Annotated in this window: 11 protein-coding genes; 4 read left to right on the forward strand and 7 right to left on the reverse strand. The window is 71.7% G+C overall.

Features of this window, described 5'->3' with window-relative positions:
- Window positions 1-86 precede the first annotated feature (86 nt).
- Both R2S09_RS09230 and R2S09_RS09235 read left to right on the forward strand, forming a co-directional pair.
- Window positions 87-929: a thioredoxin domain-containing protein gene (locus tag R2S09_RS09230; RefSeq protein WP_316740388.1), complete on the forward strand. Its 843-nt coding sequence runs from the start codon at window positions 87-89 to the stop codon at window positions 927-929.
- 92 nt (window positions 930-1,021) lie between these two features.
- On the forward strand, window positions 1,022-2,692 hold the full coding sequence (locus R2S09_RS09235; protein WP_316740389.1) for an alkaline phosphatase D family protein: 1,671 nt from the start codon (window positions 1,022-1,024) through the stop codon (window positions 2,690-2,692).
- 23 nt (window positions 2,693-2,715) lie between these two features.
- Here R2S09_RS09235 and R2S09_RS09240 read toward each other — a convergent pair whose 3' ends face one another.
- Complete coding sequence (locus R2S09_RS09240; RefSeq protein WP_306183518.1) at window positions 2,716-3,285, reverse strand: dienelactone hydrolase family protein; 570 nt, start codon at window positions 3,283-3,285, stop codon at window positions 2,716-2,718.
- 79 nt (window positions 3,286-3,364) lie between these two features.
- On the opposite strand from R2S09_RS09240, the gene R2S09_RS09245 reads away from it, so the two are divergent.
- Window positions 3,365-4,453 carry a mechanosensitive ion channel domain-containing protein gene (locus tag R2S09_RS09245; protein WP_316740390.1) on the forward strand — a complete coding sequence of 363 codons (1,089 nt, stop codon included), beginning with the start codon at window positions 3,365-3,367 and terminating at the stop codon, window positions 4,451-4,453.
- Here R2S09_RS09245 and R2S09_RS09250 read toward each other — a convergent pair.
- The 6 genes from R2S09_RS09250 to R2S09_RS09275 all read right to left on the reverse strand — a co-directional run bounded on the left by R2S09_RS09250 (window position 4,425) and on the right by R2S09_RS09275 (window position 10,378).
- Window positions 4,425-5,165 (reverse strand): SDR family NAD(P)-dependent oxidoreductase, encoded by a 741-nt coding sequence (locus R2S09_RS09250; RefSeq protein ID WP_306183514.1) that lies wholly within the window; start codon window positions 5,163-5,165, stop codon window positions 4,425-4,427. The genes R2S09_RS09245 and R2S09_RS09250 overlap by 29 nt on opposite strands.
- Window positions 5,166-5,390: 225 nt before the next feature.
- Window positions 5,391-6,977 carry a Na+/H+ antiporter gene (locus R2S09_RS09255; protein ID WP_306183512.1) on the reverse strand — a complete coding sequence of 529 codons (1,587 nt, stop codon included), beginning with the start codon at window positions 6,975-6,977 and terminating at the stop codon, window positions 5,391-5,393.
- Window positions 6,978-7,089: 112 nt separating this feature from the next.
- Entirely contained in the window at window positions 7,090-7,569 is a 480-nt protein-coding gene (locus R2S09_RS09260; protein WP_316740497.1) for a GNAT family N-acetyltransferase, read from the reverse strand.
- A gap of 8 nt (window positions 7,570-7,577) precedes the next feature.
- Window positions 7,578-8,522, reverse strand: coding sequence for an RluA family pseudouridine synthase (locus R2S09_RS09265; RefSeq protein ID WP_306183511.1), 945 nt, complete (start codon window positions 8,520-8,522; stop codon window positions 7,578-7,580).
- Between the two features lie 61 nt (window positions 8,523-8,583).
- Window positions 8,584-9,318 carry a signal peptidase II gene (gene lspA / locus R2S09_RS09270; protein WP_316740391.1) on the reverse strand — a complete coding sequence of 245 codons (735 nt, stop codon included), beginning with the start codon at window positions 9,316-9,318 and terminating at the stop codon, window positions 8,584-8,586.
- Between the two features lie 61 nt (window positions 9,319-9,379).
- The gene (locus R2S09_RS09275) at window positions 9,380-10,378 is read right to left on the reverse strand and encodes a TraR/DksA family transcriptional regulator (protein WP_316740392.1); all 999 of its coding nucleotides are present in this window, start codon (window positions 10,376-10,378) and stop codon (window positions 9,380-9,382) included.
- A 659-nt stretch (window positions 10,379-11,037) separates the two neighbouring features.
- Here R2S09_RS09275 and ileS point away from each other — a divergent pair.
- Entirely contained in the window at window positions 11,038-14,208 is a 3,171-nt protein-coding gene (gene ileS / locus R2S09_RS09280; protein ID WP_316740393.1) for an isoleucine--tRNA ligase, read from the forward strand.
- Window positions 14,209-14,386: the final 178 nt, after the last annotated feature.

Below are 14,386 nucleotides of genomic sequence, written 5' to 3' on the forward strand. Positions count from 1 at the left end.
GGAGCGGCGGCGCACGCCGAGCACGAGCAGTCCCCCCTTTCGTATCCCGCGCGGCACGGCCGCGTGTACCACAGGAGAACACCACCATGAGCAAGCGGAACAGCCAGCAGGCGAAGACGGCGGCCCGGGAGCGGCTGCGCGCCGAGCGCGAGCGCCAGGCCAAGCGCGCCAAGGTCAGGCGGCAGATCATCGTCGCCTGCTCGGTCGTCGCCGTGCTGGCGGCGGCCGGCGGCATCGGCTACGCAGTCGTCCAGGCCAACAAGCCCGGTCACTGGGACGCCATGAAGGACGAGAAGGTCGTCGCCCCGGCCAACACCACCGGCAAGGACGGCACGACCGTCGTCATCGGGAAGGACACCGCCAAGAAGACCCTCAAGGTCTACGAGGACCCGCGCTGCCCGGTCTGCGCGCAGTTCGAGCAGACCGTCGGATCGACCCTGAAGAAGGACATCGACGACGGCAAGTTCAAGATGCAGTTCATCGGTGGCACGTTCCTCGACGGCGACGCGCTCGGCCAGGGCACGATCGGCTCGCGGGGCGAGGGTTCCAAGAACGCGATGAGCGCCCTGGGCGCCGCGCTCAACGTCAGCCCCGAGGCCTTCCTCGAGTACAAGACCGCGATGTACTCGGCGAAGTGGCACCCGGAGGAGACGACGGACAAGTTCAAGAGCGACGACTACCTCATCCAGATAGCGAACACCGTTCCGGCGCTGAAGAACAACGCCAAGTTCGAGACGGCGGTCAAGACCGGCACGTACGACGCCTGGGCGCTGGCGATGTCGAAGACCTGGGACACCAACAAGGACGGCGTCAAGGGCACCCCGAGCTTCGTCATGGACGGCAAGATCCTCACCACCCCCGGCTCCGACAACCCGCCGATGACGGTGCAGGAGTTCAACAGCGTGGTGGACGCGGCCCTCAAGGCCTGACGCTGCGTCGGACATCGACCACCGCCTGAAGAGTGGGCGAACTTTCGGAGTTCGCCCACTCTTCCGTGTACCGATCAGTAACCTGATCGGTCGTGACCAGTCGACACAGATCCTCCGAGGCATCCAAGGGCCTCAACTCCCTTTCGCCCCGCCGCCGTACGGTCGTCAAGGCCGCGGCGGCGAGTGCTGTTCTGGCCGGGCCGCTCGCCGCCGCGCTTCCGGCGCGGGCGGCCACGGACGCACCGGCCTTCCTGCACGGCGTCGCCTCCGGTGACCCGCTGCCCGACGGCATCCTGCTGTGGACCCGGGTGACCCCCACCGCCGAGGCGGTGCCGGGCTCCGGGCTCGGCCCGGACACCGCGGTGAGCTGGGTGGTGGCCAGGGACAAGGCGTTCACGGACGTCGTCGCCAAGGGGTCCACCACCGCCACGGCCGCCTCCGACCACACCGTCAAGGCGGACATCCGGGGGCTGGAGCCGGCCACCGACTACTGGTTCCGCTTCTCGGCCGGCGGCACCGACTCCCCCGTCGCCCGCACCCGCACCGCGCCCGCGCACGACGCGGCCGTCGCGGGCCTGCGCTTCGGCGTGGTCTCCTGCGCCAACTGGGAGGCCGGCTACTTCACCGCGTACCGCCATCTCGCGGCCCGTGGCGACCTGGACGCCTGGCTGCACCTCGGCGACTACATCTACGAGTACAAGTCCGGCGAGTACGCGGCCCGGGACAAGGTCGTCAGGCCCCACTCGCCCGCGAACGAGATCATCACCCTCGCCGACTACCGCGTCCGGCACGCGCGGTACAAGACCGACCCCGACCTCCAGGCCCTGCACCACACGGCGCCGGTCGTCGCGATCTGGGACGACCACGAGTTCGCCGACAACGCCTGGTCGGGCGGCGCCGTCAACCACACCGAGGGCGCCGAGGGCACCTGGAGCGCCCGCAAGGCGGCGGCCGAGCAGGCCTACTTCGAGTGGATGCCGGTGCGCCCGGCGATCGAGGGCACCACCTACCGCCGGCTGCGCTTCGGCAGGCTCGCCGACCTGTCCCTGCTGGACCTGCGCTCCTTCCGCTCCCAGCAGGCGTCCACGGCGAGCGGCTCGGTCGACGACCCGGACCGCACGATCACCGGGCGCGCCCAACTCGACTGGCTGAAGGCCGGGCTGAAGGCGTCCGACACCACCTGGCGGCTGGTCGGCAACTCGGTGATGATCTCCCCGTTCGTCGTCGGCTCGCTCTCCGCGGACCTGCTGAAGCCGCTGGCGAAGCTGCTCGGGCTGCCGCAGGAGGGCCTGGCCGTCAACACCGACCAGTGGGACGGCTACACCGACGACCGCCGGGAGCTGCTGGCCCACCTTCGTTCCAACGCCATCCGCAACACCGTCTTCCTCACCGGTGACATCCACATGGCGTGGGCCAACGACGTGCCGGTGGACGCCGGTACGTACCCGCTGTCGCCGTCGGCCGCCACGGAGTTCGTGGTCACCTCGGTGTCCTCCGACAACCTCGACGACATCGTCAAGGTCCCCGAGGGCACGGTCTCGGCGATCGCCGCTCCGGTGATCCGCGCCGCCAACCGGCACGTCCACTGGGTCGACACCGACCGGCACGGCTACGGCGTCCTGGACATCACGGCCGAGCGGGCGCAGATGGACTACTACGTCCTGTCCGACCGCACCAGCCCGAACGCGACGTCCGCCTGGACCCGTTCGTACCGCACGCGCAGCGGCACGCAGAAGGTCGAGCGGACGTACGACCCGGTCTGAGGCGCGTTCCGGCCGGGGCGGACTCAGAGGGTTTCGAGGAAGCCGAGCGCCACCCGCCAGGTGGCCTCGGCGGCCTCCGCGTCGTAGTCCGGCAGCTCCGGATCGGTGTAGACGTGGCCGGCCCCGGCGTAGCGGTAGACCTCTACGTCGGCGCCCGCCCGGCGCATCTGCAGATACCAGGCGCTCAGCCAGTCGTCCGTCTCGAACGGGTCCGGCTCGGCGACGTGCAGCTGCACCGGCAGCTCGTCCACCCGTGCGTTCGGCGCCACGTCCGAGGTGCCGTGCAGAAGCAGCAGCCCGCGGGCCTTGTCGTCGCCGAGGGCGAGGGTCTGGGCGATGGAGGCGCCGAGCGAGAACCCGGCGTAGACCAGGCCCCGCTCCGAGTAGGGCGCGGCGGCCAGCACGGCCCGCCTGAGCAGCTCGTCCTTGCCGATGCCGTCCTTGAAGGCCATGCCCTCCTCGACCGAGTCGAACGTACGGCCCTCGAAGAGATCCGGCGTCCACACCTCGTGTCCGGCCGCGCGCATCCGGTCCGCGGCCTCCCGCACCGCGGGTCTGAGGCCATGGGTCGAGTGGAAGAGCATGATGTTCATGAGCCCATGGTGCCAGGCGGGCACCGGGGCGACGCATGTCACAGGTTCGGGCCCGGCCGCCGCCGGTTACTTCCCAGGCATGGAGAACGTACTCCGGCCCCTGACCGTGGTCGGTGGCTCGGTCGTCCTCACCCTGGTGATCGGCTGGGCCACCGACCTTCTGCTGCGCAAGGCCGACGAACGGCATCACGAGACACCCCTGTGGGGGCTGCTGCGCCGGGCCCGCGTGCCCTATCAGCTCGTGCTGTGCACCGCCCTGCTCAGAGGCTCCTACGACCAGGCCGAACTGCTTCAGGAGCACCGGGTCGGCGTGGGACGGACGCTGACCCTGGTGCTGATCGGGTCGGCGGCCTGGCTGACCACCCGGATCGCGGCGGCGGTCGTCGAGACCTCCTACTCGCGCTATGCCAGTGCCCGCGCCCACCGCGACCCGGCCCGGGTGCGGCGGGTGCGCACCCAGGTCGAGCTGATCATGCGGGTGGTCTCGGCGGTCGTCATCGTCGTCGCGGCGGCGTCCATGCTGCTGACCTTCCCGGCGATGCGCGCGGCCGGTGCCTCGCTGCTGGCCTCGGCCGGCGTCCTCGGCATCGTCGCCGGTGTCGCCGCGCAGTCCACGCTGAGCAACCTGTTCGCCGGGCTGCAGATCGCCTTCGGCGACATGGTGCGCATCGGCGACACCGTGGTCGTGAGCGGCGAGTGGGGCACGGTCGAGGAGATCACGCTGACCTTCCTGACAGTACGGACCTGGGACGAGCGCCGGATCACGATGCCGGTGTCGTACTTCACGTCCAACCCGTTCGAGAACTGGTCCCGCGGCAGCGCGCAGATGACCGGCACCGTCTTCTGGCACCTCGACCACTCCGCGCCCCTGGAGGCGATGCGCGAGAAGCTGCGCGACATCCTGCGCGCGTGCCCGGCCTGGGACGGCCGCGCCTACAACCTGCACATCACGGACACGACACCGACCACCGTCGAGGTCCGGGCGCTGATGACGGCCAAGGACGCCGACGACATCTGGACGGTGCGGGTCGCGGTGCGCGAGGAGATGATCCGCTGGCTGTGCGAGGAACACCCCTCCGCCCTGCCGCGCGTCACCACGGCCGAGGCCGGGCCGGCGCGCCGGCGCATCGCCCTGCCGGTCAGTGACCGCGCTCCGCACCGCCGTTGACCTGGACGATCTGGGAAGTGATGTGACCGGCGGCCGGGGAGGCCAGCCAGTGCAGGGTGGCGGCCACGTCGCCCGGGGTGCCGGGGCGTCCGGTGGAGGTCTCCGCGACGAGCCGCTCGCGGCGGGCCTCGTCCAGCGCGTCGCCGAAGAAGTCGGTGTCCTCGACGTACCCGGGGGCGACCGCGTTCACCGTGATCCCGCGCGGGCCCAACTCACGTGCCAGGTCGTGGAGGTACGGGTGCAGGGCGGCCTTGGAGGCGGCGTAGGCGCCGCTGCCGGAGCCGCGGTAGGCGGCGATGGAGCTCAGGAACAGCACGCGCCCGCCCGGCTCGGCCAGGTGGTCCTTCAGTGCCTCGGTGAGCAGCACGGCGGTCAGGGTGTTGATCCGGAAGTTGACCAGCCAGTTGTCGGCGACGAGGTCGAGCGGTTCCTCCCGCACGACCTGGGGCTCCAGCCTGCCGGACCCTCCCGCACTGTGGATCAGCACGTCCACGGCGCCCAGCTCGTCGGCCGCGAACCGGGCGGCCCGCCGCACCCCGTCCACGTCGCTGAGGTCGGCGGCGCAGGTGAGCGCCCCCGGCACCGCCGCCTTGCGCAGCACCTCCTCCCGCCGTCCGAGCAGCAGGACCTGGTCCCCATGGGCCGCGAACACCTGCGCCGTGGCCAGCCCGATCCCCGTACCGCCACCACTGATCACCACATTGCGAGTCATGAGCATGAGCCTAGGGGGTGTCTCGTCGATCAGGCCGGATCAGGGAGCGGTGGCTGGTGCCGTGCCTCGCAAGGCCGAGGAGGGAGTCGATGCCGAGCATCGGCGACCGACGACAACGCCGCGAGGTGCGGTGCCGGCCACCGCGAGCCCGGCATGATCGGCGAGGCACCCCCTAGGTCCGCGGAAGCGGACCGCAAGGCAACGCAGGGACGCGGCGGCAGGAGTTCACCGCAGGCTGCGCACGTCGAGGTGGCGCAGCACCCGGTCGACGATCTCGGGGTCGGCGCCGGGCTCGCTGCGCGCGGCCAGCACCTCGTGGCGTGCCGCGCTGAGCATCTCGCCCTGGATCCGCCGCACCCGCTTCAGCCGCCGCACCCGGTGCTCGTGGGCCTCGCGGCGCTCCTCGTCGCCGATCTGCGGGGTGATCCGCAGCCCGATCTCGAAGGCCCGCCGCTGCATCAGCTCGGACAGGTCGTCCGGCAGGTCCTCGACCGACTCGATCTCCCGCAGCCGCCGCTTGGCCGCCTTGGCCGCCCGCACGGCCAGCTCCCTCTCGAACGCCTTCTCCCGCTCGGTGTCCGCACGTACCCCCAGCCGCTTCACCAGCCACGGCAGGGTGAGCCCCTGGACCACCAGGGTCACCATGATCACGCCGAAGGCGATGAAGACGATCTCGTCCCGGTCGGGGAACGGCGCACCGCTGTCCGTCTTCAGCGGCACGGCGAGCGCCAGCGCCACCGAGGCCACGCCGCGCATCCCCGACCACCACATGACGACGGTCTCCCGCCAGCCGGTCGGGATGTCCTCCTCGTAGTTCCGCGACGCGTGCATGCGCTTGGTCAGCCAGCTCGCCGGCAGCAGCCACAGCAGCCGTACGAAGACCACCACGGCCACGATCACCCCGGCCCAGGCGAGCAGCTCGCTCCAGTGGCTGGAGGCGGTCCGGACGGCGTTGTGCAGCTCCAGGCCGACCAGCCCGAAGGCCACCCCGGTGACGAGTGTGTCGACCACGTCCCAGACCGTGTGCCCGGCCAGCCTGGTCATCACGTCGTCGGCGTCGGCGGCGTACTCGGCGAGGAACAGCGCGGTGGTGAGCACGGCGAGGACGCCGGAGCCGTGCAGCTCCTCGGCCAGGACGTAGGACGCGTACGGCACCAGCAGCGTCAGCCCGATCTGGAGGGTGGCGTCCTGAAGCAGGCCCAGCAGCTTGTTCGCGCCCCAGCCGAGCGCCATGCCGACGGCCACCGCGACCACCGCGGACAGCACCAGGTCGAGACCGGCGTGCCAGGCCGAGAACTCCCCGCTGACGGCGGCGGCGATCGCGACGTGGTAGAGCACGATGGCCGTGACGTCGTTGAACAGCCCCTCGCCCTCCAGGATCGACACCAGACGGCGCGGCAGGCCGAGCTGCCCGGCGACGGCGGTCGCCGCGACCGGGTCGGGCGGTGCGACGAGCGCGCCGAGCGCCACGGCGGCGGCGAGCGGCAGCCCCGGCACGATGGTGTGGGCGACGGCGGCGACACAGACGGTGGTGACGAACACCAGCGCCACGGCCAGCAGGAAGATCGGTCGTCTGTTCGCCGAGAACTGCCGCCAGGAGGTGCGCCGGACGGCGGCGTAGAGCAGCGGCGGCAGCAGGGTGGGCAGGATCAGCTCGGGCGGGATGGCGACGTTCGGCACGAAGTCCAGGACCGCGAGGACGATCCCGAGGAGCGTCATCAGTACCGGCGCGGGCAGGCCGAGCCGGTCCCCGACCGGGACGCTGATCACGGCCCCGAGCAACACGATGAACAGCAGGGCCAACTGGTCCATGCTCAGCGCTCCGAATGGTCGGACGTGCACACGGCAGGCCTCAAGCCTGCCATGTCATCCTCCCCACCGGCCCTTTCGGCCGTCGGGGCCCAGGTCCTGTCGTCGGCAGGGCCTAGGGCTGGCCCAGGGCGCGCCGCATCGCCCGGTGCGGTATGCCGGCGTCCGGGAACTCCGGGCCGTACGCCTCGTACCCGAGCCGTTCGTAGAAGCCCAGGGCGTGGGTCTGCGCGTGCAGGTCCACCGCCGCGAGGCCGTGTGCGCGTGCCGCGTCCTCGATGGCGCGCACCAGGGCGGCACCGACGCCCAGCCCGCGGGCCTCCTGGGTGACGGCGAGCCGCCCGAGGGAGCCGACGGTGGGGTCGCCGCCCGTCTTGGCGGCGGCCTCCTCGCCGTGCAGCAGCCGTCCGGTGCCGAGCGGCGTGCCGTCGCCGCGGACGGCGAGCACATGGAGGGCGACGGCGTCGTAGGAGTCGTACTCGATCTCCTGGGGGACGCCCTGCTCGACGACGAAGACCTCCTTGCGCACCGCGAAGCAGGCCTCGCGGTCGGCGGGGTCCTCGGCGACGCGTGTGCTGTACGAGGTGCTGCTCAGCGGGCCGTTCACGCGTAGGTCTCCTCGCGCACCCGGTCCAGGGCCTTCTGCAGGTCCTCGGGGTAGTCGCTGGTGAACTCCACCCACCCGCCGTCGCCGGGGTGCTCGAAGCCGAGGCGCACCGCGTGCAGCCACTGCCGGGTCAGCTTCAGCCGCTTGGCGAGCGTGGGGTCGGCGCCGTAGGTGAGGTCGCCGACGCAGGGGTGGCGGTGGGCGGCCATGTGGACGCGGATCTGGTGGGTCCGTCCGGTCTCCAGCTTCACGTCCAGCAGGGAGGCCGCGCGGAAGGCCTCGATCAGGTCGTAGTGGGTGACGGACGGCTTGCCCTCGGCCGTGACCGCCCACTTGTAGTCGTGGTTCGGGTGCCGGCCGATGGGCGCGTCGATGGTGCCGCTGGTCGGGTCGGGGTGACCCTGGACGAGGGTGTGGTAGCGCTTGTCGACCGTGCGCTCCTTGAACTGGCGCTTGAGCGACGTGTACGCGTACTCGGACTTGGCGACCACCATCAGGCCCGAGGTGCCGACGTCGAGGCGGTGCACGATGCCCTGGCGCTCGGCGGCGCCGGAGGTCGAGATGCGGAACCCGGCGGCGGCCAGCCCTCCGATGACCGTCGGACCGGTCCAGCCGGGGCTGGGGTGCGCGGCGACGCCGACCGGCTTGACGATCACGACCACGTCCTCGTCGTCGTGCACGATCTCCATGCCCTCGACCGGTTCGGCGACGACCTGCACGGGCGCGGGTGCCTGCGGCATCTCGACCTCCAGCCAGGCCCCGCCGCGCACCCGCTCGGACTTGCCGACCGCCGTGCCGTCGACCAGCACCTTGCCCGTGGCGGCCAGCTCGGCCGCCTTCGTGCGGGAGAAGCCGAACATGCGGGAGATGGCGGCGTCGACGCGCTCGCCCTCCAGGCCGTCGGGCACGGGCAGGGTACGGATCTCGGGAAGCGTGCTCACCCGTCGAGTATGCCGGACGGGTCCGGCACCCCGGACGGGAGCCTGTGGACAACCGGGTCGGTCAGTCCCTGTGGACGGTGCCGTCCGGGTCCAGGCCGCGGAAGGACAGCAGCACGATCAGGATGCCGCCGCAGACGATCGCCGAGTCGGCGAGGTTGAAGACGGCGAAGTGCTCGGGTGCGATGAAGTCGACGACCGCGCCCTCGAAGACACCGGGCGCCCGGAAGATCCGGTCGGTGAGGTTGCCGAGCGCTCCGCCGAGCAGCAGCCCGAGGGCGATCGCCCAGGGCAGGCTGTAGAGCTTGCGCGCGAGCCGGGTGATCACCACGATCACGGCGGCGGCGATCACCGTGAAGATCACCGTGTAGGCCTCGCCGAAGCTGAAGGCGGCACCGGCGTTGCGGATCGCCTCCAGCCGCAGCCAGTCCCCGAGGATCCGCACCGGCGCGTGGTTCTCCAGCTTGGCCACGACGATCAGCTTGCTGATCAGGTCGAGGGCGTACGCGAACGCCGCGACCGTGAACAGCACCGCGATCCGGCGCCTGCCCCGGGGGCGCTCGGCCGGGGCGGGACTCCGGCCGGCCGCGCCCGCGGGCTCCGCCGGGCCGTCGGCCGCCGCGGGGTCCGCCGGGCCGTCGGCGCGGGGCCTGTCCTCCGGGGCGGCCGGGCCGTCGGCGCCCGCGCTCCCGGCGCCGGAGCGCCGGCCCGGCGCCGTGTCGCCGCCGGGGCCTTCCTGCCCGGGCCGTGCCGCGTCCGGGGTGTCCGGCGTACCGATGATGCGCTCCGCCTCTGCCACGTGAGTCCCTCAACCTAGGTACCTGACTGAGGACGAGAGTACGACACGTCCCGTACCCGGTTCAGTACCGGCGTTCCTGCTTCTGCTTGCACTCCACGCACAGGGTGGCCCGTGGAAAGGCCTGCATACGGGCCTTGCCGATGGGGTTGCCGCAACTCTCGCACAGACCGTAGGTGCCCGCGTCCAGCCGGTCCAGGGCGCGCTCGGTCTGGACGAGCATCTCGCGCGCGTTGGCGGCGAGCGCCATCTCGTGCTCGCGCGTGATGTTCTTGGCCCCGGTGTCCGCCTGGTCGTCGCCCGCGCCGTCGCCTGAATCCCGCATCAGCCCCGCGAGGGACGCCTCGGACGAGCTGATCTCGGTGCGCAGCCGCTCCATCTCGGACTGCAGCTCGGCGCGGGCTTCCGCCACCTCCTCCGGGGTCCAGGGGTCCTCGCCGGGGCGTACCGCGAGGTCGCCCGGTTCCACCGCCGCGGCGACGCGTGCCTTGGGGACGGCGGTCGTGGCCGCCGTGGCCGTGCCAGGAGTCTTCTTCGCAACCACCGTCGTGGCTCCCGTCTGCTTCGCGGCCTGAGCCGCGCCCGCCTTCTTGCCCGTGCTCTTCCTGCCCACACCGGAGCCTTCCCCACCCCGCGCGGGGGTGCCGGCGGTGCCCTTCGCGGCCGCTTCGGGTGCCGTCGCCTCGGGTGCCGCAGCCCTGGCTGCCGTCGCCTTGGCTGCCGTCGCCTTGGCTGCCGTCGCCTTGGCTGCCGTCGCTCCGGAGGCCGGCTGCCGCGCGGAGGTCTTCGGGGACTTCTTGCCGCCGGTGGTCTTCGCGCGCGTGCCGCCGTGCGGGGTGTCCTTCGCGCGCGTCTCCTCCGGCCCGGGTTTCTCCGCCGCCCTCTTCGCTGTGGGTTTCACGGCGGGCTTCGTGGTCTTCGGCTTCGTCTTCGCCGTCTTCGCGGCCTTGGGCGCGGCGTGGGTGCTCGGCATCCCGTTCACGTCCTTGGCCGCGCCGACGGAGGCTCCGGAGCCCCGGGACCTGCCGGACGCCGACTGCTCGGCGGTCTTCTTCGCCACCATGGCCGCGGCCCCTTCACATATTGTGATCTTGCTCGCGAATCGTGCTGGGACGATAAATCGACTCGAGTCCCGCGGCAACGGGGCACGCCGCCCGATTCGCCCGCCTCGCGCGTACCGCTCCGCCGGCATGCATGCGTTGTGCCCAGCTCTTCGCCGGGTAATCCGACCAGCCGCAGGTCCTACGATCCGAACCCGGCGCACCTCGCCGTTCGGGTCACCGAGCCCACCCCCGCCGGCCCCGCGCGCCGCGCGCCCCGCACGCCCGGCGCGCGGCTCCCGCACCGCCCGCGGACCCCGCACCGCCCCCGCGCGCGAAAACCGGTCGGCCGCTGTCCCCGGGGCGCCGTACACTGGGCGGAGCGAGAAGCGTGGATGGGGACGAGTAGCGGCGTACGCAGCCCAGAGCGACCCGGGGACGGTGTGAGCCCGGGGGCGAGCGCGACGTGAAGATCACCCCGGAGCCGCCGGAAGAACGCCCCAGCGAGGCCGCGGGGGCCAGTAGAACCGGCATCGCGACCCCAATGAGGGGGCTCGTCGGCGCGTACGGCGCACCGGGGAGCCAAGGAGGGTGGTACCGCGGGAGCGCGCCGCACACGGCGTAGAAGCACGACGCTCTCGTCCCTCCGACGGAAGGCAGTACGTCCGCCGGAGGAAGATCGATGACGCAGTACCGCCAGGTGCCCGCCCAGGTCGACCTGCCCGCGCTCGAGCACGCGGTGCTCGACTTCTGGCGCGAGCAGAAGATCTTTGCCAAGAGCCTGGAGCAGTCCGAGGGCCGCCCCGAGTGGGTGTTCTACGAGGGCCCGCCCACCGCCAACGGCATGCCGGGCGCCCACCACATCGAGGCGCGCGTCTTCAAGGACGTCTTCCCCCGCTTCCGCACCATGCGCGGCTACCACGTGGCCCGCAAGGCCGGCTGGGACTGCCACGGCCTGCCCGTGGAGCTGGCGGTGGAGAAGGAGCTGGGCTTCTCCGGCAAGCAGGACATCGAGACGTACGGCATCGCCGAGTTCAACGCCAAGTGCCGCGAGTCCGTGCTGCGGCACACCGACGCCTTCTCCGAGCTGACGACCCGCATGGGCTACTGGGTCGACCTCGACGAGGCCTACGTGACCATGGACCCGGAGTACATCGAGTCCGTCTGGTGGTCGCTGAAGGAGATCTTCGGCAAGGGCCTGCTGGTCCAGGACCACCGCGTGGCCCCCTGGTGCCCGCGCTGCGGCACCGGCCTGTCCGACCATGAGCTGGCGCAGGGCTACGAGACGGTCGTCGACCCGTCCGTCTACGTCCGCTTCCCGCTCACCTCGGGCCCGCTGGCCGGCGAGGCCGCGCTGCTGGTGTGGACGACCACCCCCTGGACCCTGGTGTCCAACACGGCGGTCGCCGCGCACCCGGAGGTGACCTACGTCGTCGCCACCGACGGCGAGGAGAAGCTCGTCGTCGCCGAGCCGCTCGTCGGCAAGGCGCTCGGCGAGGGCTGGGAGACCACCGGCCAGACCTTCACCGGCGCCGAGATGGAGCGCTGGACCTACCAGCGCCCGTTCGAGCTGGTGGAGTTCCCGAGCGTCAGCGAGGGAACCGATGGGCACAGCCCGGAGCCGGCCCACTTCGTGGTGAACGCCGAGTACGTGACGACCGAGGACGGTACGGGCCTGGTCCACCAGTCCCCCGCCTTCGGTGAGGACGACCTCAAGGTCAGCCGCTCCTACGGCCTGCCGGTGGTCAACCCGGTCCGCCCGGACGGCACCTTCGAGGAGGACGTCCCGCTGGTCGGCGGCGTCTTCTTCAAGAAGGCCGACGAGAAGCTCACCGAGGATCTCCAGCAGCGCGGCCTGCTCTTCAAGCACCTCCCGTACGAGCACAGCTACCCGCACTGCTGGCGCTGCCACACCGCGCTGCTCTACTACGCGCAGCCGTCCTGGTACATCCGCACCACGGCGATCAAGGACCGGCTGCTCCAGGAGAACGAGAAGACCAACTGGTTCCCGGAGACCGTCAAGCACGGCCGGTACGGGGACTGGCTCAACAACAACATCGACTGGGCGCTGTCCCGCAACCGCTACTGGGGCACCCCGCTGCCGATCTGGCGCTGCGAGGACGGCCACCTCACCTGCGTCGGCTCCCGCGCGGAGCTGACCGAGCTGACCGGCACCGACCAGTCGGCCCTGGACCCGCACCGGCCGTTCATCGACGAGGTCACCTTCGCCTGCCCGCACGAGGGCTGCGCCGGCACGGCCACGCGCGTGCCGGAGGTCATCGACGCCTGGTACGACTCGGGTTCGATGCCGTTCGCGCAGTGGGGCTACCCGTACAAGAACAAGGAGCTGTTCGAGAGCCGCTACCCGGCGCAGTTCATCTCCGAGGCCATCGACCAGACGCGCGGCTGGTTCTACACGCTGATGGCGGTCGGCACGCTGGTGTTCGACAAGTCGTCGTACGAGAACGTCGTGTGCCTGGGCCACATCCTCGCCGAGGACGGCCGCAAGATGTCCAAGCACCTGGGCAACATCCTGCAGCCGATCCCGCTCATGGACCAGCACGGCGCGGACGCGGTGCGCTGGTTCATGGCGGCCGGCGGCTCTCCGTGGGCGGCCCGCCGGGTCGGTCACGGCACCATCCAGGAGGTCGTCCGCAAGACGCTCCTGACGTACTGGAACACGGTCGCCTTCCAGGCGCTGTACGCCCGCACGTCGAACTGGGCGCCGTCCGGGGCCGACCCGGCCCCGGCCGACCGCCCGCTGCTCGACCGCTGGCTGCTCAGCGAGCTGCACGCGCTGACCGACCAGGTCACGCAGGCACTGGAGGCCTACGACACCCAGCGCGCCGGCAAGCTGCTGTCCGCGTTCGTCGACGACCTGTCCAACTGGTACGTGCGCCGCTCGCGCCGCCGATTCTGGCAGGGCGACAAGGCGGCGCTGCGCACGCTGCACGAGGTCGTCGAGACGGTGACGAAGCTGATGGCGCCGATCACGCCGTTCATCACCGAGCGGGTCTGGCAGGACCTGATCGTGCCGGTCACCCCGGGCGCCCCGGAGTCCGTCCACCTGTCCTCCTGGCCGGAGGCGGACCTGACCGCCATCGACCCGGAGCTGTCGCGGCAGATGGTGCTGGTGCGCCGGCTCGTGGAGCTGGGCCGGGCCACGCGTGCGGAGTCGGGCGTCAAGACCCGACAGCCGCTGCGGCGGGCGCTGGTCGCCGCCGCCGGCTTCGAGTCCCTGGAGCGGGAGCTGCACGCGCAGATCACCGAGGAGCTGAACGTCTCCTCGCTGGCGTCGCTCAGCGAGGTCGGCGGGTCGCTGGTGGACACCACCGCGAAGGCCAACTTCCGGGCGCTGGGCAAGCGGTTCGGCAAGCGGGTGCAGGACGTGGCCAAGGCGATCGCCGCGGCCGACGCGGCGGCGCTGTCGCTGGCGCTGCGGGAGGGTACGGCGTCGGTCGAGGTCGACGGTGAGACGATCACGCTGACGCCGGACGAGGTGATCATCACCGAGACTCCGCGTGAGGGCTGGTCGGTGGCGTCCGACGCGGGCGCGACGGTGGCGCTGGACCTGGAGATCACGGAGGAGCTGCGGCGGGCGGGGCTGGCGCGGGATGCGATCCGGCTGATCCAGGAGGCTCGCAAGAACAGCGGGCTGGACGTGGCGGACCGGATCGCGCTGCGGTGGGTGTCCACGGACCCGGCCGTCATCTCGGCGCTGTCCGAGCACGCGGGTCTGATCGCCGAGGAGGTTCTCGCGACGGACTTCGCGCAGGGCGAGGCGGACGACGCCTACGGTGCCGCGTTCACCGACGAGGGGCTGTCGCTGACGTTCCGTCTGCGCAAGGTGTGAGCCCCGGCGGGGGGGCGGGCGCCCAAGGGTGTTCGCCCCCGCCGCCCCTGCCCTTCCCGTGCGGACCAGTGGGGCTTTGTCGCGCCCACGCGGCGGAGCCGCATATCGATGCGGCCCCGCGCCCCTGAAAAGACCGAACGGCCCCGGAGGTGAAAACCTCCGGGGCCGTTCTCGCAGG

Source organism: Streptomyces sp. MK7 (genome assembly GCF_032658145.1).
Classification (GTDB): Bacteria; Actinomycetota; Actinomycetes; order Streptomycetales; family Streptomycetaceae; genus Streptomyces; species Streptomyces spiralis.

Coding starts and splice junctions, on each gene's coding strand:
- R2S09_RS09230 (WP_316740388.1), top strand. CDS start 87: ATGAGCAAGCGGAACAGCCAGCAGGCGAAGACGGCGGCCCGGGAGCGG.
- R2S09_RS09240 (WP_306183518.1), bottom strand. CDS start 3,285: ATGAACATCATGCTCTTCCACTCGACCCATGGCCTCAGACCCGCGGTG.
- R2S09_RS09245 (WP_316740390.1), top strand. CDS start 3,365: ATGGAGAACGTACTCCGGCCCCTGACCGTGGTCGGTGGCTCGGTCGTC.
- R2S09_RS09250 (WP_306183514.1), bottom strand. CDS start 5,165: ATGACTCGCAATGTGGTGATCAGTGGTGGCGGTACGGGGATCGGGCTG.
- R2S09_RS09255 (WP_306183512.1), bottom strand. CDS start 6,977: ATGGACCAGTTGGCCCTGCTGTTCATCGTGTTGCTCGGGGCCGTGATC.
- R2S09_RS09275 (WP_316740392.1), bottom strand. CDS start 10,378: ATGGTGGCGAAGAAGACCGCCGAGCAGTCGGCGTCCGGCAGGTCCCGG.
- ileS (WP_316740393.1), top strand. CDS start 11,038: ATGACGCAGTACCGCCAGGTGCCCGCCCAGGTCGACCTGCCCGCGCTC.